Raw genomic sequence first — 23224 nt, forward strand, 5'->3', positions numbered from 1 at the left:
AGTTTGATTTTTCTAACGCTGCTTCACAACTAATAATCCAGACGTCTGTAATACCGGCGAATATCCATTGGATGCCTTGTTTCTCTTTCCATATACGCATCGATCCGGTTATTTACGGCATGCATCACCAGGTGTGAAATGTGCTTTCTGTACCCTTCACTGATTCCCATCAGCTCATAATCCTTTGTATCGATAATCGTATAATTCTCACAGATTCTTGGCAGGAATTTCGCGACTCTTTCAGACAGCGGACGCTGTGCATCTTCTCCTATGAACACGGTAACCGGTGTTTCCTTTGTGATGATTTCAAACATACCATGAAAGAACTCCCCGGATGTGATGGACTTCGTCTTGATCCACAGCTGTTCCTCCCAATAGCACATTGCATAGGAATACGTTGCGCCCCACTGGTTTCCTGCCCCCACAAAATAATGGATTGGATCATTCCAGTGTTTTTTTGCAAATTCCTGTCCGAATGCATCAGCCTTCTTTTCCACATCAATCAGCGCCTGTGCCAGATGTGCTTCAAATTCCGCATACATAGCATCACAATCCGAGAACTCTCCGTTGTTCTGCATGAATCGATCCGCAACCATAAAGAACTTCAGCTGTTCATTCACCGGATACGCTATTTCATAATCCACCAGCTTTGCAAGCTCGGTCGTATCAATGTCAATAAATCCAATCACCTTTGCCCCGGCTGCCTGCATACGCTTTACAGCCTCTACCACTTCCACTGTGCTGCCGGTAACGGATGAGGTAATTACGACAGTGCCCTCACCCACACGCTTATTCCCCGTCGTATTGTACTCGGAAGCATTTTCCGCCCAGGTTTCGATTTCTGATTGTTCCTTCATATGAACCGCCGCCTGCATACCGCTCGCCCAGGTCCCCCCGATACCCAGCCAGCAGATATTGCGATATCCCTGTGCACATATCTCATCCACGATCCGGTTGATATCCTTACGGATTGCCAGTGCACCATTGACACTGCTTCGTGCCCATTCTTCATTGAATTTCAATAACATGTTCATGTCCTCCTCTTATTTGTAAATCATTTATCTTATCCGGCAAGTATACCGAAATAAGCACCTGCAATACCGAGAACCATCGTTCCCAGAATCAACATGATCGGATTGACTTTTTTCTTCAATAGCCAGAAATACATCCATGTACCACCCAGTCCAATCAACCCGGGCATAATTCCGTCCAGAATAGACTGCAGGGTGGTGACCTCTTCACCGACCTTACTCAACTCGACATTCAAAGTCGTCCATACCATATCCTTTGACATACAGCCAATAACCATAACACCAAGAATACTCGCTGCCGCAAGCAGCTTATCCATCATACCGTTGGCCTGCATTCTCTGCAGATACTTGAAGCCGATGCTATAGCCGAAATGCGCGCCGAAATAGCGGATGATAAACGCAGGAATGTTATACATCAGAAAATACACGATCGGTCCAAACATATTTCCGTTCTGTGCCAGTGAAATACCGATACCAACAGCAATTACCCGCAGACAGCCGACAAATACAGAGTCACCGATTCCGCTCAGCGGCCCCATCAGTGCCGTCTTGATACTGGAAATCGCCTCTCCGTCCACCTCGCCACGTGATTTCATTTCCTCCATGGATGCCACAATGCCGCCAACGAACGGAGCAAGCTGCGGTGTGATATTAAAGAACTCGACATGGCGGGTCAGTGCATCCCTGTAGCCTTCCTCATCTTCTGCATATACCTTTTTCAAAATTTTATTCATCATCATGGCAAAGGCGATGTGCATCTGCCGTTCATAGTTCCAGGAAAACTCCATTCCCAAAGAGCCCTGGTTAAATGCCATTCTGGTGATATCCGCTTTCTGAATGCTCTTATCGGATTTAGAAGTCATCATCGCTCACCTCCATACCAGCTTCTCCAGCTGCGGCTCCCTTCAGATTCATAAAATCGAATTTGACAACAATCAGAATCACACCCAGAATTGCCACGCCTAATACAGGTACACTCATATAAGCTGCAAGCGCAAATCCCAGAAAATAGTAGGGAACATTCTGCCTGTTTACCGTCATGCGCATCAGCATTGCAAACCCCAATGCGGGAAGTAATCCGGCTGCCGCAGCCATACCATCCGTCACATAGGCAGGAATTGCATTGATCATACTGCCCACTGCTTCACTTCCCAGATAGAAAGCAAAGAACACAAGCAGGAATCGTCGTACAATGGTGATCATACCGATCAGCCAGTGTGTTGCCACAACACCGCCGTATTTTCCTTCCATGGCATAACGGTCTGTAAAACGCAGAATCACGGAATTAAATACATTGCAGAAGTTACCGATTGCCTGTGACACCAGGGCGATCGGCATCGCCAGCGTAACCGCCGTTTCGATACCCTTCCCCATGGAAATTGCAAATGCAGTGGCCAGAACACCGCCGACAATCGTATCCGGTGGAACATAAGCCCCAATACTGACAGCCCCCATAAAGAATAATTCCAGACTTGCGCCGATAATCAGTCCCTGATGCAGATTTCCCAGCACCAGGCCAACCAGCGGTGCAAGAATAATTGGTCGATTGATATACAGGGAGCCCAGCTGATCGCCGAAGACACCCAGACTTGCAATCAATCCGATTAAGCATGCTTGTACCATGATTTCCTCCTCTTTTGCATTTTCATGCATGTTTCAGGAATTAAATTCCTGTATATTTGACCCGCACGGTTGCGGGAAGCGGACCTTATTGATGCAGTACATGCTCCAGTGCTATTGGAGATTCTGCCGGCAGCTGCTGGATGAATACAGACACGCCGCGCTGCTGCAGCTCCTTTAATTCCGCCTCATCCCTATCACTGATGAAAATCGCCTTGCTGATTTGACGACAGCCTTCCCTTCGAATCGTTCCGCCCAGATTGAGACTGTGAACAGCCGGACAGCCTGCACTCAGCACATTGGCATCATGAATGGTCTTTACGACCACCAGCAGTCGGTACTTATCGGTGACTCCGCTATTGATTGCCTTTATGGAATCCTCCAGATTTTTAATGACCAGCTTGACCCCGGAGGGCTTTGCCAGCTTCATGGTCGTTTTGAAAACCTCGTCATGTACCACTGCATCATTGGCAATCAGAATGCAGTCAGCACTCAATTCATTGGTCCAGGAAAATGCAACCTGTCCATGCAGCAGACGATGGTCCACTCTGCATAATTTGATCATATTTGACACCCTTTCCTTTGCGCTTTTTGCGCTTACTCACATGTAGAATAAAGCAGTTCAGCTATCGTTTCTTACACCCCACGCTCTTCGTGCATCTGTATGTCTTCTTTACAGCATGTGGTTACTCTTTTGTGCTTTGCGATTGTTCTTTTTAGGTTGCAGTATTTAAAATTCATCCTCCTGCGACGAAATACCTTTGACGGTTTCATTGCAGTACATGATCCCCGTTTTTGCTTCTGTGAACAGACGGCGAATCAGCTTATCCGCATCCTCATCGGAAAACAGAAACAGATTCATCAGCATCGGCAGATTCATTCCGGTTAACAAATGGAAATGCTTCTTCCCGATATATTTCATCAGTTCATTGTTTACACTTCCCCCGAACAGATCCGTACAGGCAATGATTTCCGCATCTGTCGGGATTTTCTTCATAGTCTCTTTAATCAGATCTGAAATATCCTGCCCGTCTTTCACATAAGCGGTTATAAGATGCACATGCTTCTTCTCTCCCAGAATAATGCGGATGGAATCATAAATCCCCTGTGAGAACATCCCATGACTTGCGAGTATATAATGTCGTTCCATATTCTCCCTCCTTTCACTCCTCAAAGCTTTTCAGCGTTTTCATTTCCGCAGACCATGGTTTTTCATAATACCTTTGGGTTGCCGTCTCCAGTGACAGATATCCCTGATAGCCATATTCCTCAAGGACAGCAAGATCCGTTTTCAGATCACGGCTACCATCCCCCCAGGCCAGATGACCGGTCGGATTCCCATCCACAAAGTGAATATGGACAATATCGCTGCCGAAGGCCTCGAAGTATTCCCGGGGTGTATGTCCCATACGTGCCATTGCCCCAAAATCGATACACACCTTGAGACAGCTGCTTCCAACCTCGTTTCGATATCGCCTGATGTCCTGAATTGTATTCACAAGACGCGATTCCTCCGGCTGCAGAGCTTCCAGAGCCAGAATCACATTTCGCTGTTTTGCATAGTCTGTGATTCTCTTCATCATAACGACGGAACGATTCCATGCTTCCTCCACCGCTTCGCTGTAATAGCACCATCCGCTGGTCACCAGAACCTGGCGACACCCCAGCACACATGCGATATCAATCATCTGCCGGTAATAGTTGAGTACCTCTTCCTGACGATGCTTCTGCTTGACTGCGATATTGTTCGGCTTTGGGTTTGTCTGTTCCGGACAGATGCCGATGATGGTTATCTGATAGCGATCGCACAGCTTCTTCAGCTGTTCCGGCGAGTCATGACGGCGGGCATCCACATAATAATGCATGGGACCGCTCCACAGCTCCACATAATGCATGCCCAGCTTATGGACGGATTGAAAGAAATCCTCCAGCTCATAAAAGCGGTAATGGCAGTTCATCGCACAGAGTCTGTCTTTAAAATTCATCTTCTCCTCCCGCCTTTCGTACATCATTTTCTATATATTCAAAGAGATATGCTATTTCCGATAGGGGCAGCTTGACATGGTAGTGCTGCAGCATAACCTCAAAGCTCCGGTTGACATCCGCAATAAAGTCCTCATGCTGTTTCTCAAAGGATGACAGGTCTGTATATTTTTCCAATGCCGTTTTTGTGACCAGACGTTCCACCAGGAAACAGATATGAATATAAATGCCGACAATGGTCTTGCTTTGAAACTTACGACCCATCGTATGCTGAAGCGCACTGACGGAGTCACTGACATAATCCAGCAGCTTATCTGCATTCAGAATCGTGATATTTTCCATGACTGACTGCATGGAGAAATTTTTCAACAGCTGACGGTCAAATTCTTCAATTTCCTCTTCCTTCAGATATGGCCGAAATACCTGATTCAGCTGTTCGATATGTTCGAAATTCATGATATCCTCCAGCGTCACACTATTGACCTTTTTTAGCTTCAGCGAATACGGCTTGATCATCAACACCACATCATATCTGTGAAATAAAATGTCCTCTGCCTTATTTTTCATCAGCTCATCATATTCATAGGAAATCATTTTCAAATCAATGGGACGCGGCAGACTGTTTTTGAATAATCGGCACAGCTTTTCTGAAATGACCATACCGGCATCATTTGTGAATACGATTGCTTTTTCCTTCTTCGCCTCTGAGAGTACCTTGTAATTGCATTGATTTTCTGCACAGGCCGTTTCCAGCAGATTCTCCAATTCGTAGTGCTGCTGTATCTTCATACCGATATTCAGAGCAAGTGAGGTGGAAATATTATTGATCACACCGACATTCACACTGTCTGCAATCACCTCGCCGATTCCCTCCAGTGACCCCATATCGACAAGTAGGATAATGTTTTTCAGATGCGGATTTTCTTCAATGAAATCGTTCAGCTTGCCGCTGATTTCCTGTACCGGTGTATTCAGCGGCATATCGATAGCTTCAAACGTATAGGAGTTCAGCAGCGAATTTGCGGCATCGGCAATAGAGCTTGCGGTCGAGTACCCGTGACTCAATATGATACCCACGGTATCCTGAGAGCGGATGTCACGATTGTAGAAGTTGATATTCAGCATCAGAAAGATACGGTTCATTTCCGACAGGCGCATGTTGATATTGGAATGCAGCTGTCTGGCAATGGATTCCGTCAGAATATATTCATTGCTCATATTCTCTGCCATTTTCTTTAGACAGCGCTGTATTTCCTTCTGGTGATCCTGTTCCCACTGATGCAGGGAGGAGGTGTTTTTCTGCGCAGAGACGAGCATTCTCGCCAGTACATAGGCACAGTTGATCGGCAGGTTGATATTTTTCATGAGCTTCACGCTGTTCAGCACACCGATGACTATTTTCTCCATAGCCTCCAGTCGGCCGTCATAGTACGTTTCCTGAAAAACAAGGATATCATAGTAGTAGCGCAAGGCCTTCTGCCCCTGTTCCAGAAAGCTGGTAAAGGCATGTGTATCCATGCAGGTTTCTTCAAATGCCTGCAGCAGCTGTTCCCACATGATGAGGATTTTACTGCCGGCTGCGTTTTTCTCCACTGCGTCTATGCGAATCAGAGAATCACTGTCCCTGCTGTTTTTTTCCACCTTAAGATGATCGAGCAGCTGAACAGGCAGGTGATACAGGCAGATGTCCATGCGCTGGTTTGATACACAGTCCGCAAATGCATTGGCACATATGGTACGGATACATCTTCGCAGTTCATCGATATTGCTTTCAAAATGGCAGCTCATCAGGAAATGCTGAAGACGCTTTGATATATAAATCGTGCGTTCCAGACGTGCCTGTTCTTCCTGAAAAAATTTAATAACGAATTCCAGACGCTCCTCCTCGTTGCGTTCCTGAAAGGATGGGATGGAACAGATAACAGGAATGCTGAGCAGCAGGCTATGACAGAAAGCCGTATGCGGATCTTCACTGGTGGAGAGAATCAGATGGACACGGGATTCAATCTGTGCCTGATCATCCTGCATTCTCGTAAATTTATTTCTGCTTAAATAGTCGGCCAGCTTTTCCTGACATTCCTCACTCAGATGACTGGCGTCCTCTATACAGAGGATGCCTTCATCCGCCTCCTCCAGCAGTCCCCGCTCTGCCGCTTTCCCATCTGCGGCACCTTTTCCAAACAGCTCCTCCATCTGCCTGCCTTTATCCTCACCGCGAAATGCCTTTTTGCGAAGCAGCGGTATTTCTTTTCTCGTGGAGGTCATGTGATTCAGACAGTATTCATGTGTGAGTCGTACCAGATAGGATTTTCCACATCCCATTTCCCCATGGAGAATGACAGGTAATCCTCCCTGCGGATAGGAGAGGGCGGTTTTCAGCTGTGCAATCGGGTATTGCAGGCTGCCGTCACAGCCGATTGCTTTTTGAAAATCCTGCAGCTTGGGACTGTTCCGGTGCAGCTCCTTCATAAGCTCACCCAGACTCAGATATTCACAGCTTTTTAATTCCAGCTGATACTTGCGTTCCAGCACACTGCGATCCATATAATAGACGGGACGCGTACTGATCTTTATGATACGCTCATCCTTCACCAGCTCATTGAGATACTGGGATGTTAAGGAGCGGGAGATGTTTAAAGCACTGCTGATACTGATTGTTGTAAAACCGCCCAGCTCATTCATGCGCAAGCCCCGGGTAATTTTCTGCAGATATTCCAGAATCTGTAATTTTGATGTTGTGATATTCATGAAAGCACCTCACTTTTTCGGTACCGCTTGTTTACGATACCATTATAGAAATTCACATTGCACTGTGTCATCAGAGTCCTATATTTTTGACACTGCGCAATGTTTCCATTCTAACTCAAACACTAAAGCGGTTTCAACACTATATAGTGTTGATTTCAAAGACACTGTTGAAATGGTGGCAACAGTGTCTGTATAACATAGTTAGCATTAGGTAAAGCATCAAGCAGGATCCTACGTCTATTTCGGCTCCACTTTCATTTGCAGGAATGTGTTTCCCGTTTAGCTACTGCCATACTATGAAAATCGATCAAATTCCTTTATTGCATATACTTCCCTGTATCTTGGTTGTCTCCGGCTTGCATCCATCAGAATTAACTGCTTCATCATATAACACTGTGATGCTTAACTTTTTGAAACAGAAAAAATAATCGTATCGTAACCGATTAAATTTTTTATCCTGAATCAGTCACAACACACATGATTGATCGATTGAAAAACAAGTAAGCTTATCCTAATTTTTGTATAATCCTAACCTCGATTGGGACATTATCATATACGTTGTACACGTATCGCTGGAAATCATTATAATGATTGTCATAAGGAGGTGCATATTATGTACATTAAAGATACAATATTAAAAAGTCTGGCTATGGCCAATATGGATCCTGTTATCATTATGGATCAGGACCCTCTGACACATCCCTCGTATGCCACATTCTCAGAAGCAATGGTAAAGGAGAAAAAATCCACTGCTGAAGCTGAGGCATTATGGAAACTGCTGATTGATGGGTTCCGTCATCAAAGAGAGCTGAATAAGGATGCTCAGAAAGAAGCTGAAGCAATCAAAAACACTGCACAGTTCAATACGCTGCTGATAAAGTATGCAATTCCGGAGCCGTTGAAATCAATTTATCAGGACAACTTTATTTACTTTTCTGAAAAAATCACAAATGCTTCTACTGCTAAAAAACAGGAAAAGGCTAAAGAAAACTACATGAGCTTTCTGCGTGGTGTCATACGCTCCACCAATCCCGAGTTTGAGCAATTTGCACATAAGCTTCGTGCTTTATTAACAATTTCGGAAAATCGTGAGCTCGCCTTATGGTCAGGAGGAATTGATCTGAGTACGTTCTCTTATGATAAAGGACGCTGCCCTCTGGAACAAACAGTTCTCGGTAATTTATTAAACAATATGCCAATTACTACTTTATGGAATCTGGAAGCACCGCTTTGGAATATCATTTCCAGAACCTTTGTATCGCAATACACGCGGCTTCCCGTTCATGTTTACTTCCGCGTACTTGATAATGCCAGTGTTTTATTACGGCAGGAGCTGCCACTCATGCAGAAAAATAATGCAGCCCTCGTTATCCACTGGCATCCTGTATTTAATTATCCAAAGGGCATGGCGGAGATCGGTGTCCACGGCGAAGCTATTACAGAGTCAGGGCGTGGTATAGACGATATGAAAGCTGCTGCAGAATTATTGATTGCCAAATTAGGAGCAGCCAGCTATAAAGCAAACAAACAGGCATATGAAAGAGCGAACAGTGATTATTTCGATCCGACTCGTCCACCTTTTGCAGTCGATGAATAACGGGATAAGCAAAGACTGACAGCATAATCTGTCAGTTTTTTTCTTTAAGGTTAAGCTAAATATCAGTTTTCATTATCTTAACGTATTCAACTGCTTTCCCGGATTGTATGATTACACAATAAAGAATATGTGTATCGATCGAATATCTATGAATTTGATCTCATTTCACTAATCACACATAAGCTCCCTTACTGATAGCTTGCTGAGAGGATGTAGGACATTGAAAGCATGTACACGATAATATAAATCCGATTTTTTTTACATTGCTGTCAGATTAACGATTCGTTTTTCTGAACTCCTCATGATATTGTAACTTATGGTGATTGATTGGTAACATCCTGCCTGTTTCTGAAATTTCGCGTTTAAAATCATTACGATAGATTACATATGGGAGGGGATTTCAAATGAATTTTATAATACAGATTGATAATACTATTACAGAAGACACAATTATACTGCGAGCGTGCAGTAGAAACAAGAATTATATTTATAATGTAATCCTTTATCTACAGAAAAACAGTTCACGAATTAAAGTATATGATGAACTGCATAATCTTTACCTTATCACCTGTCACGAGATATATTATATAGAGAATATAGATCATAAAGTATATATCTATACAGAAAAAGATGTCTATCGCTGTTACCTTCGATTTTCAGAATTAAAAAAGCAGCTGCATAATTGTGGCTTCTGTCAAATAAATCAGAGCACTCTGGTTAATTCAATTCATATAAAATCTGTTCGTATTGAAAAAGACTGCCACCGGAGCATAACTCTGGATAATGAGGAATGTCTAATCGTCAATCGCAGATATCGCTCTTTTTTAAAAGATCAGGTTTAACAGATTGCTGCCTTATTTATTTAAATAAAAAATGATAATAGTACCATACGGTTTTTTCTTACGTTAGGGTGTTTGTAAAAAAGAGAATTCAAATTCTATTGCTTTTCTACAATAGTGTTGAATTCTCCTTATCTGTATTTATGCACAATCGGTTAGCCTGATGATTGAATATGAGTGAGTAAGGCCCTAGCATAGGACACAAGCATCCTGTTGTTTAATATTCAGCTTTCTTCATCTATATAGATATGCTGAAGCTTATCCCGATAATCTGTTATCAGTCTGCGCAGGCTTTCCTTATCCGGATCATTTATCATATTATGAAAAGCATCCTGTATATCATGATGCAGCATTTCAATCAGCCACTGCTCATAAATATCAACAAATTCCTCTATCTGCGGGATTTTCGGAACCGGCTTTAGACTCATCCAAGATTTCAATGCCTGTTTATAAAAATCAGCATCATCATCTAAAGACTCTTGGAGATCTGTATACTGATTCTTCTGCAATGCATTCCATCCAAAGTCCCATGTCAGCATAATTTTATAGAGTTTGCTTTGCATACCAATATGCAGAATTTTTAAATTTTGATAATTCATTCTTTCAGTATCCGTTAAGTTCTTTTCATTATCTTCAATAACCTTCAACAGCTGCTTTAGTCTTTTACTTTTTTCTGTCATTCTGTAATTCTCCATTCCTGTATCAAATGCTTCCAAATCATTCCGGTTGTCCAGTATTCCTGCATAGCATAGCCGTCTTTCCCCATATAGCTTGTCATATCGTGCCGGATCAGTTTATGTTCGACACTATCATAGGGTATCTGACTTGATGTTATCAGTGTACCACTCCCCTGCTTTTCATCATTTTTCCCACCATGAATATATGGATTTAACCCGCTTGCAGCAGTACCCGGATGAAGCATATCCGTACCCTTCATTCCATATGGCGGAATGTTTACCTCCGGATTTAACTGACCGCCAGCATACTCATCACCAACTTGATAAAAGTGTGAAATTTCATGTACCATCGTTATTGCTGTTTCATCACCGTTTTCAAGTATAACAGTCGTATCTGCACCAAACGTAAAGCCGCTTAAAGCGTCCTTTTGATCATTCAAATCCATTTTTGCCGGAGACAGACCGATAACACCGTCGCATTCAAATTCATTCTTTAAATGCTTTAACAGATTCCAGGTACGAAGTCTGCCAAACCATGTGTCCAGATCATACACATCCCCTCTTATATCCAAAGAATCATGCAGTATCAGCTGCAATCCGTTCCGGGATAAGGGAAGCCTTTTTAATATCTCATTATGCCAGGCTTGCATTTGGGTATTCGTGACGGAAAGCTCCTTATTTTTCTTAGATGTCAGAAGCGGTACAATCAGGAATTTCTTCACTGGTATAACGGTTGTATTAACACTCTCTTTTTTGCGGGTATCCCCTATCTGTACCTCAAACTGCATATCCCCCTGTTGAATATCTGTATGTGGAATATAAAACAGGATCTCATCTTTGTTTGTTTCCTCCGGGTGATAATCAAGCTTTGTATCTGAATTGTCCAGAGTGGCTCTGGCAGCCTTTTGCAAGCTTTGATCGAAACAGGAGTCCTTAGATTTTGCGAGCAGGATGCTGTCACGCTTTGCCACATGTGTTGAAATCGCAGCAGGTGTGCCATCGTGTTCATTGATACCATATCCGAGTGCCTGATCAAAAACAAGCTCATAGTCACAGGATGTTTTCTGCGAAGCACTCTCACAGCCAAAGCAGCTTATGATCAGAATAAATAGAATGAATTTCTTCATAATTGCTGAAGCTGTATAAGTTCGGCTTGCATCGCGATGATTTCATCAGGTCCCAGACTTGCATTTTTTATTTTGTTATACAATGCATTCACTTCACTGAGAATCAGCTCCCAGTGTACCATCTCTTCTTTCATCTGGTGAAGCTGGCCCTGTACTTTTTTAATTTCATCTACCTTATCATCATATGACTTTTGTACATTATTTTTTTCTGTTTGACTACATTGATAATCATACTTTGCGGATTCCAAATCACGACTGATTGCTGCCAGTCTTTCTTTGGAGGCACAATATTCCCGATAGGCTGCATCTGTGTCTGCTTCCTGGTCATTCAGCAGCTTGTCAAAAGCCAGATAAGCTCCATATCCGGGTACCCAGAACCATCTTTTTAACAGCTCATTTTGTTTCTCTGCTTTTCTTCTGGCACTTTCGAGTTTTTCCTGTGCTTTGCTGTATGCTTCTTGTTTGCTTATATAGGAAGCATTATATGCATCATATAAATTCTTTCTGCCTTCATATATGCTCTCCTGCTCATGATTTATCTGTTTCAATATTTCCATATGTACATACAGGGCAGATAGATTTGCGTTCAATTGGTCACATAGCACTTTTTTTTCATCGAATATCCGATGGACCCTATTTCGGTTTTCATCGGCCTGGATTCTGATCTGCTCAAGAGAATCCAAAATGCTCTGTTCCTGCCGTTCCAGCCTGGCTATATCCTCATCACTAAGATCCATATGAATGGAGTTTTTTTGCAGCATCTGTAAAATCTGTTCCATGATTTTTGTCAGCTGCAGATTAGCTGAATCCGTCTTTTTCATGTTTTTATCTGCGCTATTATCTTTATTTTCCATAAGCTAGCCTTTCAGTGTACTGATTTTTTTATTGCTTTCTGCAACCTGCCGATTCAGGTTATTTGCAACATTACCAGCTGTTTTAGAAGCCAGATCCCAGTGCTGTTCTCTGCTCATTTCAGCCTTATCTGCTTTTGTAATTGTCTCGTTTAAACGGAATCTTGTATTTTCAGCACCATTGATAAAGTCTGTGGAAATGCTTTTTACAGCTGCCCACTGTACCATATACGTCAGTAATGGGATCATAACACTGTCTGTGTAATAAAATTCAATGCGTTCTTCTTTGTCAATTTCCTGAAGATCTTGAATCGTATCCTTTAAATCAGATGTGGCAAGAGCCTTGCAGCATTTTTCCATGGATGTCCAGAATAAAGCGATGTCCATAACAGCAACAACAACATTTTTTAAACAGGATACAGCAACTATCAGGGAACGAACAGCTGCTTCCACACTGTTTTTTTCAATTACCATCGTCTTCAGTCGATTTGTATATTTGGCAAGATTGGCTAATTGCTTTGTCTGTTCCTCTTCCAAACGAATCAGCTCAGCATTGATTTCCGTTAATCTCTTGCTGCGGTTTTCCTGTACGCTGCTTTCCTTCTGTGACTGCTCGGCAATTTGTGAAGAAACACCATGTAAAGCTGCACTAATGCTCTTAAGCGCACTTGATTTTTTGTTAACCTGCTTTTCTGCTTCCGTAATTTCAATATCCTTAGCACGGATGTCAGACCTGATGCTTTCCCTTTTTTCATCATTATCCGCTGTTTCAAGAGCTTTAACAAGTTCCTCTTTCTCTTTCTTCAGACTTTCGAGTCTATCCTTTGCGGCATTTGCTTCTTTTTGTGCAGTGTCAAGCTTTTCCTTATCCTCAGTTGAGCTTTCTGTAGAACCTGATTTCCCTGCCACATCAGCTGCTACAGAAGCAGCACTGCCAAGAAATGAGAATACAGCGCCCATGATGTCCATTGTACGCTGATGCTTTTCAGCATCCAGCTCTGCCTTGCTAAGCTTCTCATATTCGGTCTGCAGCCTGGTCAGACGTTTCTTAATTTCCTGTTGGGCAATATCCGCCGCTTCCTGCTCACTTTGAAAATCCGCCATCTCCTTCTGTATCTGATCCTGATGTGCATACTGGCGATTGTTTTCGTCAATAGTGTTTTTTAAGGTTTCTGAAGTATCCCCCGCCATTTTCTGATAGTCCTTTGCCAGCTGCTCCGCCTGTCTGCTCATTGTACCTGCAATTACAGAAAAGCGTTCCAATTTCTTGATTGCAACCTTTTCCGCACCCTTAGTCAGCCAATCAAAGAAACCAATCAAATCATGAATAACAGCAGAGGACTGTCTTGCGAAATCGTCAATCACATTGATTCCCTTATCGTTTAAATCCATCAATGTTTTCTGCAGATCCCATATCTGCGTTTGTACATCAAAGCCATACACCGCATGATATGCAACATTTAGCAAATCTACAGAATTATCAAGATTCTTGAGTACGGTGTCCAAATCCATTTTGTGAAGTATATTCTTTTTCTCTGTCACCACTAGTGTAGAGGATGCATCCGGGGCTTCTTTCAGGCTGTATGTCTCTCTAATACCACCACAGTCCATAGAAATTGTATGATCCTTTTCAACCTTTAAAATTAAATCATTTGCCATTGTGTTTTACACTCCTTTTCTTTATAAGGAATCATAAGTATGCGCATAACTGATTCATCCTGTACATACTGTAATATATTTCTGCATCTTGGTGCTTCGGATCTACATGTCATGCGAATATAATAACAAATACTGCAATTTGCTTATTATAAAAGAACCGGTTCCAAGATAGAATCGGCTCCTCTTTTTGGTTGTGAACTAAAGATGTTTCCACTTCATATTATTGCCATTTATTATATCTGTTTTATCTACGAAACAGCATTTATCCGCACTGATGGAATTCGGCAAATGATACACCTTGGTTTTTTGATTCAGGTCATATTTATGTGTAAATTTTCCCTTTGCAATTTCAAAATGATTATGATTTCCTGTAGCTCTGCCTGCAGTTCCCGCATTCGCTATCTGTGTGCCCTGGCTATATTTTACACCAACTCTGATACCGTCAAGATTGTTGTCGTGTATAATCATAATCGTAGCATAGTCTATTGTTCCATCCGCAAATCGAACCTTGTTCTGAGACTGCCAGAATACTGCATTTCCCAGATCCGGTCCATCAACGCCGACACAGACTACATCAAAGGGAGCATATAAAGGACTGCATCCACCTTTATAGCCTGCTAAATCAAGCGCATTAACTCCCTGATGTGAGTATGATCCGTTATTACCCTGCGTGATATTCATGTGTTCCACAGGAAACAGAATATTCTGTATTCCGTCTTTTATGCTTTTTTGATGTGCTTGCATTTTATCTTCTCCTTTATGTTACATTCATACTGATTTTATTGAAGAAAGCTCTGCTTTTCGTAATCAGTTTCTTTACATGTGTGCATTATTCCCGCATGTGCAAAATAATCCTATCCGAAAATATATTGAACAGGATCATGCTTACGCTTACATTCCTTCCGGAATTTTAAAACTCAAAAGTGTCTCACGAACATCAGCATCCTGAGGCCACTCATCACAGAAAACAAGATAGTTGCTCATTTTCTCTGATCCCTGATATGTACCGATGCAATACATATCATCCAGCATAACGGAATTTGCATCAGCTGTTGTATTTGTTTTTTTCAAATACATAGTATATGCAATTTCATACTTGTTCTGTGGAGTGACACTGAGGAAATCTGACATCTCATCATTTCCCAGCGGTCCAACAAGAACGCGTGAATAGCCACAGCCCAGATAAGCCGTTAAGCTTTTGTGAATCACCATGATATGCAGATGATCGAGATAATTGATAACATTCTGATGCGGTGCACAGGCAGGCCGATTATAATGAATATCAACAGCAGCATACGTTCCTGATTGGTTCTTTGTAATCGCCATTCTACACCCTCCTTCCATCCTCAGGATATCAGAATACCAATATGATGAGGGCAAATTTTATTATTTATACAAATTAGAGATTCTGTTCTACAAAGTGGTTTGGTAAATAAAAAAGGAAAAAGAGTAATTCATCCTGATTAGATGACATTACTCTTATTAACCTCACTATAATTATATCGAGTATGGTATTTACTTTTCATAAGAAAGAAAAACTATAAAACCAGCGTATTATAGCTGCTTTTTTCATTGAATTATAGACACTTGCAAACTGTCCTTTACTGATCCACAACACTCCTGTTCTACCGTTATAGCCAAACAAAGTGCTTCAATTTATACTACATATAAATTCCCAGACACCATTTTATAAACTCGTACAATGCTGAACATGTAATTCCTACAAGAATATCCTTTTCAATCGTATAACTATGCTTTTTAATATACTGAACTATGCCAGCTTTATCTTTTTGTATAGCATATGCATATATATGTTCCAGTATTTCTTTATTTTGTGAATTCTCCGTTTTTGAAATAGATTCCCATAATTCCTTTTTTAAAAGATTCCAAGCCTCTGGACTAATTTCATTGGTCTGAATATTGATTTGGTTATTATTCCCTATAACTGTATTCGATATATTCGAATAATTCGTATAATTTCCCATAAGTTACTCCTCGCTTTATATTTTCAATTCCGGATATTCATCAGCATCCGAAATACTCACTTTATTATCGCTGCCTATGATCGAATCACTGATATCGGAATATGAGGTCTTAGATTGATCCGCATATACCATAATCCCATGATTTGTGATATCCAGCTTTTCAAGGTTAATAATGATTTCATTTTCAATTGCATGTCCATTCATGATATTTCTAATCACATCGATAACCTTTAAGGAGAACTCATCATCTTTGCTATTGATCCAGAAACTAATTCCACTTCCCGTAGAAATAATAATATTTTTCCCAAGATTCTTATTTTTTTCCCAAGTGCGATAAAGCATATATCCTGAAATTGCCGCACTAATCAAAAACATAAAGCTGGTAAACTTTATTTCAGCAGCAGTCACTGTATAGAAAAAAATATAAAAGCTAATTATGAAAATACCTATTGCATAAGGTGAATATCCATACTTAGGCGGATAACGCAGAGATACACTGGCAACATTCTTAATTTGAATAATTGCATCATCCATTTCTATTATGTTCTTCTCAATTTTTAATATTGGTGAAGAAAGTACATTTACATCAGCCTGATAATTCATTCTAATCCCCTCCATTTAAATTCCATTCAGCTACTTCAGTTTGACCATTGTCATCTGCTTTTTTATTAATTTCAGTATATAAGATATGTCCATCTTGTGTTAAAGCGACAGTGTGAAGCCATCCGGCAGAAATCTGTACAACATTGCTCCATTCCTGTACTTCTGTCTGACCAAAATTCTCTTTTTTATCAAGAATCTCCGTAGCTATTACAGTTCCATCCTTACGGAGCCCTATACTGTGAAATCTACCTGCTGATATTGCAATAATATCACGCCAGTCTGATACGGAACAACGCCCATCTTTCTCATATCCTGCAGAAACAACAGTGCCATCTTTTTTCAGCCCCAGTGTATGATTCGAGCCTGACGCTATTTGTATTATATCTGTCCAACCATCCACATCCGTTTCACCAAAATCGTATTTTTCATTATTGATTTTTGTAGATACAACCGTTCCATCCGATTTCAATCCTATAGTATGATCCCATGCTGCACAAACCTGAATGATATCTGTCCAATCAGTTACATCACCCTGCCCAAAATCATACATATCATCAATGAAGGTAGATATCACTGTACCGTCCTTGCGTAACCCAACGGTATGCCATGTCCCAGCAGATACCTGAACAATATCAGACCATCTATCTACTTCTGCTTGTCCTGTATCGTTAGAAGTATTTACTGAGGTTGAAACAACAGAACCGTCATCTTTCAAACCCACTGTATGATATTCATTGGAAGATATTTGTATTATATTTTCCCAATCCTTCACATTATTTTGTCCACGATTATCTTCAGCTTTGTGAATCTCTGTAGATAATACGGTACCGTCTTTTTTTAAAGCTATCGTACTGTATACACCGGCATCGATTTGAGGAGAATTGTGATTTTCAGTATTCACTATACCTTTTTCATTTTTCTGTTCTTTTATAGCTTTCTGTTCTTTTTTAGCGGAAACAGAGTCAGTTATATTTTCATTATCATGTGGTATTTGCTGCATTGCTGTAATGATAAGAAGAGCACTCAGAATAAGAACGCCTGCTGCAGCCATGATGGCCAGTTTCCTTTTCCTATCTCGTTCAGCAAGCATCTGGGATTCACATAATTGTCGATACTCTGCCTCACGTTCTTTCAGATTTCCTTTCTGTATAACCATTTCTGTCGTTATCAGCGGGCCGGTTATCTTTTCACAATACCTTCTTATATTCTCTTCAAAGCTTAAATCAACAGATAAGATAAGTTTTTCATCTTCCAGAAATTTATTAATTTTATCAGTTATCAACTTTTCATGCTTTATTTTTAACAAATCCTCATCCATGCATGATAATAATTTCTTTTTATCTAAACCGTAAGTATCTTCCATTTTTGTTGCATAATTTTCAAGGATATCGTCAAGCGTCTGTTGCTCATTCATTATTAGAAATTTATCTGGCTGCTTATAAGCCCTATTTTTCAAGTCTTCATTCATTAATTCAATCAATTTTTGTTTTTCAGAACCGCACGATTCACAGATATCTGATTCTGCTGCATTACAAAATCCGCAGGTACAGACCCAAAACGCATTATTTATTAAAGGTAGATTATGAACCGTTAATCCTGAAGTATAATCATTTAATAAATTCAATTGCTGACGATCACAGCTTAATTTGATATTCGAAACTATATGTCCATTCACAACATATTCTTTTCCATCTGTAATATAGCTAATTAATGATAAATCTGTAGATGCGTCAGATAACTCTATTTCATATACAAATCCTTGCAAATTCTGATTCTGATATTCTGAAACAGGTTCAAATCGTTTAATCGTAAATTCCTGCCCATGAAAATTAAATTTCATTTGCATTAAATCATTTTGTTCATTGAAAAATCGATTAAAAAATCTTACCTTTAGAAATCTTCTGCACACACCATTACGCTTTACAATGATATTTTCAACGTTATAAAGCCAATATACTGAATCTAATCGATTACGTATACTGTCCTTATTCATGCAATTATAAAGCATGTAAAATAAATTATTCATATTCCCACCCTCTTTTTTATACCTTTATTTTATAAAACAATTAAGTATTTGTAAACAATTTATATCATTTTTATTAACCTGATGATTGCAGGAACTAAAAGGAATTCTTTATTTATGTGGGAGAAAGAGGTCTAAAACTTCGATTCAAGTAGTCTTTCATATCACATGTGCACAAGATTTCTAAATATCATCATGCAAAAAAGTCAGTCTATACTGCAATTAAATCTACAATAATAAACTGACTTTTTATTTAAATATTATTCATCTGCTGTATTTTCTTCCATGACCTGTTGAGCCAGAGCTTTTACATCTTCACCATTCTCAACTTTTTTCATAACTTCAACAGCGCGTTTTACAGTATTGACATTTGGTTCCATTACCCATGAATTAAATCCATTTGCCGGTGACCATGCGCTGGCATTACCAGTACCATTTACAGAAATCTGTTCGATATCCCAGCCGCTCATATCATTGATCTGCATTTTGATCAGAGATGTCATTTCATTATTACTCATATTTGTTTGGAAGCTGCCACTGACTGCATCCAGAATGCTTGTATAGTTTGTAATAATAGATGGTGAAATTGCTTTGTTTATAATACCGGTAATTACACGCATCTGATTCTTACCGCGGTCGCGGTCACCGCCGCCTAAATTATATCGTTCGCGGGCAAAGCGTAATGCTTTTGATCCATCCATATAAACGTCTCCTGCTTCATATGAATAAGTTCCGTCACTTGCTGTAAATGCTACAGGATTATTAACTGTAATACCACCTAAAGCATTAACGATATTTTCAACGCTTGAGAAATTTACACGAACATAATAGTTAATATCAATACCGAAATAATTCTCCACTGTCTCAACTGTACAATCTACACCAAAGATACCGGTATGTGTCAGTTTATCTGTCTGGCCACCCTGACATGGCTGAGGTACATAATAGTCACGAGGAATGCTAGTTAGTAGAATCTGATGTGTTTTCGGATTCACTGTTGCAATCATGTTAACATCAGATCTGGATACAGTTGATATTGTTCCATAAGTATCAATACCGGTAATGTAAACATTGAATGGTTCAGAAGTAACATTTACATTTTTACTAATGTCTTTAGTAGTAGTCTTATATTTATAGCTTTTTACAATCCTTGTTTCTGAATCGAATTTTGAATGATTGTCTTCAAATAAACTTCTGGTAGCTTCATCCATAATGATAGCGTCAATCTTACCATCATATAAATCATCAGCAATCGTCTTATAAGATTTATAATCAACAGTTGATATATCCTGTCCAGCATCTTTCTTTATATCTGAAAGTCCCTTTTCCATGATATTTTTGTCTCCGGTCTTCGTTAAACCAAACTTACTATTTTTCAAATCACCAATAGATTTGGCTTTATTTTCTTTCATAACAACAACAGACACTACAGAGGTTTGTGAATCATCCCCGGTCATTCTAGAGAATGCTGATCCTGTTTTAAATAGATACCAGTTTCCAACACCTAAGAATACCGCCAATATAACAATCAGTATTTTTCCCAATACCTTATTTACTTTATTTACTTTTTTCCCAAGTTGCAGATAATACATACCCAACAGTAACAATAAAAGAATCACGCAAACAATCATCGCATATTTCATAGGAATAACATTAACCGTGAACACCTGTACAATCATCCCTAATGTCAATAACGCATAAAGAAGAACAAAATAAAACCCTACATTTTTTAATAAAGGTGTTTTTTTCGCCTTATGTATTTTCTTAGCCATAAACAGCCTCCTCATTTCATCAACAGTACTATTATAAAGGTTTTTTTACAGTTTGACCATACGATTTGTATTACATTTCCTTAATATTATGCAAATTCCATCAATAAAGGATAATAGACAGTTATCCAAGGTTGAAAAGAATGCTGAGGGATGGATCGTTGCTATGTCACGTTCATCACGAATGTGTGGTCATAGATGTTATAAAGTCAAACCTGAAAAGAAGTTTGATAGGCGAAGCCTACCCTATTGGAGGAAGCAGCATGAAATGGTATGTTGTACAGGTAAGAAGCGGTCATGAAAGAAAGATTGCAGAGAAGTGCCGGACCATGATTTCAAAGGATGTGCTGCAGGAGTGTTTTATACCTGAGTATATCCGAAAAAAGAAATACATGGGGAAATGGCATGATGTAAAGGATATCCTGTTCAAAGGCTATATCTTCATGATAACGGATCAGATCGATCAGTTAAATATAGAGCTTAAAAAAATACCTGATTTCGTGAAGGTCATCGGTAAGAAAAAGGCAGACATATTTCCTTTGAATGAAGAGGAAGTTGCTTTCATGAAGTCATTCGGAAAAGAAGAACATGTTGTAGAGATGTCTACAGGCTTCATACAGGGAGAGCAGATATTTATAACAGAAGGACCATTACAGGGGAAGGAAGGACAAATCATAAGAATAGATCGGCATAAGCGGATCGCCTATCTTCAGCTCAGTATGTTCAACAAAGAAACCACAACAAAAGTCGGATTAGAGATCATAAGCAAGTGCTGAAAAGGGACTTGCTTTTATTTTGGAGGGATAGCATTGGAAAAAAGAAATATACCATTTTCACCCCCTGATATGAGTGAATTAGAGGTAGAGGAAGTAAAGCAGGCTATATTATCTGGATGGATTACAACAGGGCCTCGTACAAAAGAGTTTGAAAAACAAATCTCAGCATATGTTGGAACAAATAAAACAGTTTGTTTAAATAGTGCAACAGCTGCAATGGAATTGACTTTGCATGTACTTGGTGTTGGACCAGGAGATGAAGTTATTGTTCCGGCGTATACGTATACTGCTAGTTGCAGTGTAATCTGCCATGTAGGGGCAACACCAGTTATGATAGATTGCGCTAAAAACAGTTTTGAAATGGATTATGATAAATTACCGGATTTAATTACAGAAAAGACAAAAGTCATAATTCCCGTAGATTTAGCTGGTATCATATGTGATTACAAAAAAATTTACGAGGCAGTCGAATCTAGAAAGAATCTTTTCAAGGCAAATAATGATATACAAAAAGTATTCAATAGGGTCATTGTTATGGCAGATAGTGCCCATGGTTTTGGAGCAACACAAAATGGTATCCATGCAGGAGCGATTGCAGATTTTACTTGTTTCAGCTTTCATGCTGTCAAAAATCTAACAACAGCAGAAGGTGGAGCGGTAACTTGGAAATCAAGAAAAGGAATTAATGATGAAGATTTATATAAGCAATATCAATTGTTATCTCTACATGGTCAGACAAAGGATGCTCTATCTAAAAATAAGCTAGGTGCATGGGAATATGACATAGTCATGCCTGCATACAAGTGCAATATGACGGACATCAATGCTGCTATTGGGCTCATACAATTGAAACGTTACCAAAAAATGTTGAAATGGAGACATGAAATTATCAGAAGGTATGATGAAGCATTTAAAGATTTACCTATTACATTACTAAATCATAAAGATGATAATCATATGTCAAGCGGACATCTGTATTTTGTAAGAGTGAATAACATCATAGAAGAAAAACGAAATGAAATCATCATCAAGATGGCAGAAAAAGGAATAGCATGTAATGTTCATTATAAGCCATTACCTATGCTTACTGCTTATAAAAATTTAGAATTTGATATCGAAAATTATCCAAATGCTTATAAGCAATATAAAAATCAAATTACCCTTCCTCTGTATAGCAAACTAGACAAGACAGATATCGACTATATCATTACTTGTTTCAAGGAGATTTTAAAAGCATGCGGATGTTATTAAAAGACTGGGAAGAGTTGCCGGAGTTTATGCGAAATGAAGATGTGAAAGTTTATTATGAGAGTTTATCAAAGAAGAAAATTAGTCTATTTTTTAAAAGAATATTCGATATAGTAATGTCACTAATTATGATTATAATCACTTCCCCGCTCCTTATACTACTCTCAATTTGGATTAAATTAGATAGCAAAGGTCCTGTATTTTACAGGCAAGCAAGGATTACGCAATATGGGGAAATATTTCATATTTATAAATTCAGGACAATGATAGTTAATGCGGATAAATTAGGAACATTAGTTACAACAAAAAATGATGTGCGAATAACAAAAGTGGGAAATAAAATAAGAAAGTGCAGACTTGATGAAATACCACAGTTATTCAATGTTTTGCGAGGAGAAATGAGCTTTGTTGGGACAAGGCCAGAAGTAAAAAGATATGTAGATAGTTATACGGACGAAATGAAGGCTACACTTTTATTACCTGCCGGTATAACATCTGTGGCCAGTGTAAAATTCAAAAATGAAGAAGATGTTATAGAATTAGTTAAAAATAAATATAGAAATACGGATGAATTATATATTAGTGAAATATTGCCTAAAAAGATGAGTTATAACCTAAAATATCTTATTAATTACAGATTTTATAAAGATATTTATTGTTGTTTGATAACGGTTTTATAGGAGAGAAG

General features: G+C 39.5%; 22 protein-coding genes. 5 read left to right on the forward strand and 17 right to left on the reverse strand.

The window, feature by feature from the left end:
- Window positions 1-29: 29 nt before the first annotated feature.
- The 7 genes from ACG3M1_RS20690 to ACG3M1_RS20720 form a co-directional block, all read right to left on the reverse strand.
- Window positions 30-1028, reverse strand: coding sequence for an SIS domain-containing protein (locus ACG3M1_RS20690; RefSeq protein ID WP_008816519.1), 999 nt, complete (start codon window positions 1026-1028; stop codon window positions 30-32).
- Between the two features lie 35 nt (window positions 1029-1063).
- A complete protein-coding gene (locus ACG3M1_RS20695; protein ID WP_008816518.1) occupies window positions 1064-1897 on the reverse strand; it encodes a PTS system mannose/fructose/sorbose family transporter subunit IID in 834 nt (277 codons plus the stop codon).
- A complete protein-coding gene (locus ACG3M1_RS20700) occupies window positions 1884-2654 on the reverse strand; it encodes a PTS mannose/fructose/sorbose/N-acetylgalactosamine transporter subunit IIC (protein ID WP_008816517.1) in 771 nt (256 codons plus the stop codon). Before ACG3M1_RS20700 ends, ACG3M1_RS20695 begins: the two co-directional genes overlap by 14 nt.
- 85 nt (window positions 2655-2739) lie before the next feature.
- Window positions 2740-3216, reverse strand: a complete 477-nt coding sequence (locus ACG3M1_RS20705) for a PTS sugar transporter subunit IIB (RefSeq protein ID WP_008816516.1) — start codon at window positions 3214-3216, stop codon at window positions 2740-2742.
- A 165-nt stretch (window positions 3217-3381) separates the two neighbouring features.
- Complete coding sequence (locus tag ACG3M1_RS20710) at window positions 3382-3801, reverse strand: PTS sugar transporter subunit IIA (protein ID WP_008816515.1); 420 nt, start codon at window positions 3799-3801, stop codon at window positions 3382-3384.
- Window positions 3802-3814: 13 nt separating this feature from the next.
- Window positions 3815-4636 carry a sugar phosphate isomerase/epimerase family protein gene (locus tag ACG3M1_RS20715; protein ID WP_008816514.1) on the reverse strand — a complete coding sequence of 274 codons (822 nt, stop codon included), beginning with the start codon at window positions 4634-4636 and terminating at the stop codon, window positions 3815-3817.
- Window positions 4626-7382 (reverse strand): sigma 54-interacting transcriptional regulator, encoded by a 2757-nt coding sequence (locus ACG3M1_RS20720; RefSeq protein WP_009270666.1) that lies wholly within the window; start codon window positions 7380-7382, stop codon window positions 4626-4628. The genes ACG3M1_RS20715 and ACG3M1_RS20720 overlap by 11 nt, the downstream gene beginning before the upstream one ends.
- Before the next feature lie 613 nt (window positions 7383-7995).
- Here ACG3M1_RS20720 and ACG3M1_RS20725 point away from each other — a divergent pair.
- Both ACG3M1_RS20725 and ACG3M1_RS20730 read left to right on the forward strand, forming a co-directional pair.
- Window positions 7996-8979 carry a hypothetical protein gene (locus ACG3M1_RS20725; RefSeq protein WP_008816512.1) on the forward strand — a complete coding sequence of 328 codons (984 nt, stop codon included), beginning with the start codon at window positions 7996-7998 and terminating at the stop codon, window positions 8977-8979.
- A 404-nt stretch (window positions 8980-9383) separates the two neighbouring features.
- Window positions 9384-9821, forward strand: coding sequence for a LytTR family DNA-binding domain-containing protein (locus ACG3M1_RS20730; RefSeq protein ID WP_008816511.1), 438 nt, complete (start codon window positions 9384-9386; stop codon window positions 9819-9821).
- A 221-nt stretch (window positions 9822-10042) separates the two neighbouring features.
- On the opposite strand, the gene ACG3M1_RS20735 is transcribed toward ACG3M1_RS20730, so the two are convergent.
- From ACG3M1_RS20735 to ACG3M1_RS20780, 10 genes are all read right to left on the reverse strand, one after another.
- Window positions 10043-10498, reverse strand: coding sequence for a hypothetical protein (locus ACG3M1_RS20735; protein WP_008816510.1), 456 nt, complete (start codon window positions 10496-10498; stop codon window positions 10043-10045).
- Window positions 10495-11622: a hypothetical protein gene (locus ACG3M1_RS20740; RefSeq protein WP_008816509.1), complete on the reverse strand. Its 1128-nt coding sequence runs from the start codon at window positions 11620-11622 to the stop codon at window positions 10495-10497. Before ACG3M1_RS20740 ends, ACG3M1_RS20735 begins: the two co-directional genes overlap by 4 nt.
- Entirely contained in the window at window positions 11619-12476 is an 858-nt protein-coding gene (locus tag ACG3M1_RS20745) for a hypothetical protein (RefSeq protein ID WP_008816508.1), read from the reverse strand. Before ACG3M1_RS20745 ends, ACG3M1_RS20740 begins: the two co-directional genes overlap by 4 nt.
- A 3-nt stretch (window positions 12477-12479) precedes the next feature.
- Window positions 12480-14132 carry a hypothetical protein gene (locus tag ACG3M1_RS20750; RefSeq protein WP_008816507.1) on the reverse strand — a complete coding sequence of 551 codons (1653 nt, stop codon included), beginning with the start codon at window positions 14130-14132 and terminating at the stop codon, window positions 12480-12482.
- A 198-nt stretch (window positions 14133-14330) separates the two neighbouring features.
- Window positions 14331-14876 carry a M23 family metallopeptidase gene (locus ACG3M1_RS20755; protein ID WP_008816506.1) on the reverse strand — a complete coding sequence of 182 codons (546 nt, stop codon included), beginning with the start codon at window positions 14874-14876 and terminating at the stop codon, window positions 14331-14333.
- 147 nt (window positions 14877-15023) lie between these two features.
- Complete coding sequence (locus ACG3M1_RS20760) at window positions 15024-15458, reverse strand: hypothetical protein (RefSeq protein ID WP_008816505.1); 435 nt, start codon at window positions 15456-15458, stop codon at window positions 15024-15026.
- 335 nt (window positions 15459-15793) lie between these two features.
- The gene (locus ACG3M1_RS20765; protein WP_008816504.1) at window positions 15794-16117 is read right to left on the reverse strand and encodes a hypothetical protein; all 324 of its coding nucleotides are present in this window, start codon (window positions 16115-16117) and stop codon (window positions 15794-15796) included.
- A gap of 15 nt (window positions 16118-16132) precedes the next feature.
- Window positions 16133-16720 carry a hypothetical protein gene (locus tag ACG3M1_RS20770; protein WP_008816503.1) on the reverse strand — a complete coding sequence of 196 codons (588 nt, stop codon included), beginning with the start codon at window positions 16718-16720 and terminating at the stop codon, window positions 16133-16135.
- Between the two features lies 1 nt (window position 16721).
- The gene (locus tag ACG3M1_RS20775; protein WP_216880616.1) at window positions 16722-18746 is read right to left on the reverse strand and encodes an RCC1 domain-containing protein; all 2025 of its coding nucleotides are present in this window, start codon (window positions 18744-18746) and stop codon (window positions 16722-16724) included.
- A gap of 257 nt (window positions 18747-19003) precedes the next feature.
- Window positions 19004-20515, reverse strand: coding sequence for an LCP family protein (locus ACG3M1_RS20780; RefSeq protein ID WP_008816500.1), 1512 nt, complete (start codon window positions 20513-20515; stop codon window positions 19004-19006).
- A gap of 260 nt (window positions 20516-20775) precedes the next feature.
- On the opposite strand from ACG3M1_RS20780, the gene loaP reads away from it, so the two are divergent.
- Genes loaP through ACG3M1_RS20795 form a run of 3 tightly spaced genes read left to right on the forward strand, consistent with a single transcriptional unit; the run spans window position 20776 to window position 23216 of the window.
- On the forward strand, window positions 20776-21288 hold the full coding sequence (gene loaP, locus ACG3M1_RS20785) for an antiterminator LoaP (RefSeq protein WP_216880614.1): 513 nt from the start codon (window positions 20776-20778) through the stop codon (window positions 21286-21288).
- Window positions 21289-21321: 33 nt separating this feature from the next.
- Window positions 21322-22539, forward strand: a complete 1218-nt coding sequence (locus ACG3M1_RS20790; protein ID WP_008816470.1) for a DegT/DnrJ/EryC1/StrS family aminotransferase — start codon at window positions 21322-21324, stop codon at window positions 22537-22539.
- Entirely contained in the window at window positions 22524-23216 is a 693-nt protein-coding gene (locus tag ACG3M1_RS20795) for a sugar transferase (protein ID WP_008816471.1), read from the forward strand. Before ACG3M1_RS20790 ends, ACG3M1_RS20795 begins: the two co-directional genes overlap by 16 nt.
- Window positions 23217-23224: the final 8 nt, after the last annotated feature.

This window comes from Clostridium sp. 10cd* (assembly GCF_044336395.1).
GTDB lineage: Bacteria > Bacillota_I > Bacilli_A > Erysipelotrichales > Erysipelotrichaceae > Clostridium_AQ > Clostridium_AQ innocuum.

Bases quoted from the DNA above. Each gene is read 5' to 3' on its own strand.
- ACG3M1_RS20690 (WP_008816519.1), bottom strand. From the start codon at position 1,028: ATGTTATTGAAATTCAATGAAGAATGGGCACGAAGCAGTGTCAATGGT.
- ACG3M1_RS20760 (WP_008816505.1), bottom strand. From the start codon at position 15,458: ATGGCGATTACAAAGAACCAATCAGGAACGTATGCTGCTGTTGATATT.
- ACG3M1_RS20755 (WP_008816506.1), bottom strand. From the start codon at position 14,876: ATGCAAGCACATCAAAAAAGCATAAAAGACGGAATACAGAATATTCTG.
- loaP (WP_216880614.1), top strand. From the start codon at position 20,776: ATGAAATGGTATGTTGTACAGGTAAGAAGCGGTCATGAAAGAAAGATT.
- ACG3M1_RS20705 (WP_008816516.1), bottom strand. From the start codon at position 3,216: ATGATCAAATTATGCAGAGTGGACCATCGTCTGCTGCATGGACAGGTT.
- ACG3M1_RS20700 (WP_008816517.1), bottom strand. From the start codon at position 2,654: ATGGTACAAGCATGCTTAATCGGATTGATTGCAAGTCTGGGTGTCTTC.
- ACG3M1_RS20720 (WP_009270666.1), bottom strand. From the start codon at position 7,382: ATGAATATCACAACATCAAAATTACAGATTCTGGAATATCTGCAGAAA.
- ACG3M1_RS20725 (WP_008816512.1), top strand. From the start codon at position 7,996: ATGTACATTAAAGATACAATATTAAAAAGTCTGGCTATGGCCAATATG.
- ACG3M1_RS20710 (WP_008816515.1), bottom strand. From the start codon at position 3,801: ATGGAACGACATTATATACTCGCAAGTCATGGGATGTTCTCACAGGGG.
- ACG3M1_RS20715 (WP_008816514.1), bottom strand. From the start codon at position 4,636: ATGAATTTTAAAGACAGACTCTGTGCGATGAACTGCCATTACCGCTTT.
- ACG3M1_RS20750 (WP_008816507.1), bottom strand. From the start codon at position 14,132: ATGGCAAATGATTTAATTTTAAAGGTTGAAAAGGATCATACAATTTCT.
- ACG3M1_RS20745 (WP_008816508.1), bottom strand. From the start codon at position 12,476: ATGGAAAATAAAGATAATAGCGCAGATAAAAACATGAAAAAGACGGAT.
- ACG3M1_RS20740 (WP_008816509.1), bottom strand. From the start codon at position 11,622: ATGAAGAAATTCATTCTATTTATTCTGATCATAAGCTGCTTTGGCTGT.
- ACG3M1_RS20795 (WP_008816471.1), top strand. From the start codon at position 22,524: ATGCGGATGTTATTAAAAGACTGGGAAGAGTTGCCGGAGTTTATGCGA.
- ACG3M1_RS20735 (WP_008816510.1), bottom strand. From the start codon at position 10,498: ATGACAGAAAAAAGTAAAAGACTAAAGCAGCTGTTGAAGGTTATTGAA.
- ACG3M1_RS20695 (WP_008816518.1), bottom strand. From the start codon at position 1,897: ATGATGACTTCTAAATCCGATAAGAGCATTCAGAAAGCGGATATCACC.
- ACG3M1_RS20770 (WP_008816503.1), bottom strand. From the start codon at position 16,720: ATGAATTATCAGGCTGATGTAAATGTACTTTCTTCACCAATATTAAAA.
- ACG3M1_RS20730 (WP_008816511.1), top strand. From the start codon at position 9,384: ATGAATTTTATAATACAGATTGATAATACTATTACAGAAGACACAATT.
- ACG3M1_RS20775 (WP_216880616.1), bottom strand. From the start codon at position 18,746: ATGAATAATTTATTTTACATGCTTTATAATTGCATGAATAAGGACAGT.
- ACG3M1_RS20765 (WP_008816504.1), bottom strand. From the start codon at position 16,117: ATGGGAAATTATACGAATTATTCGAATATATCGAATACAGTTATAGGG.
- ACG3M1_RS20780 (WP_008816500.1), bottom strand. From the start codon at position 20,515: ATGGCTAAGAAAATACATAAGGCGAAAAAAACACCTTTATTAAAAAAT.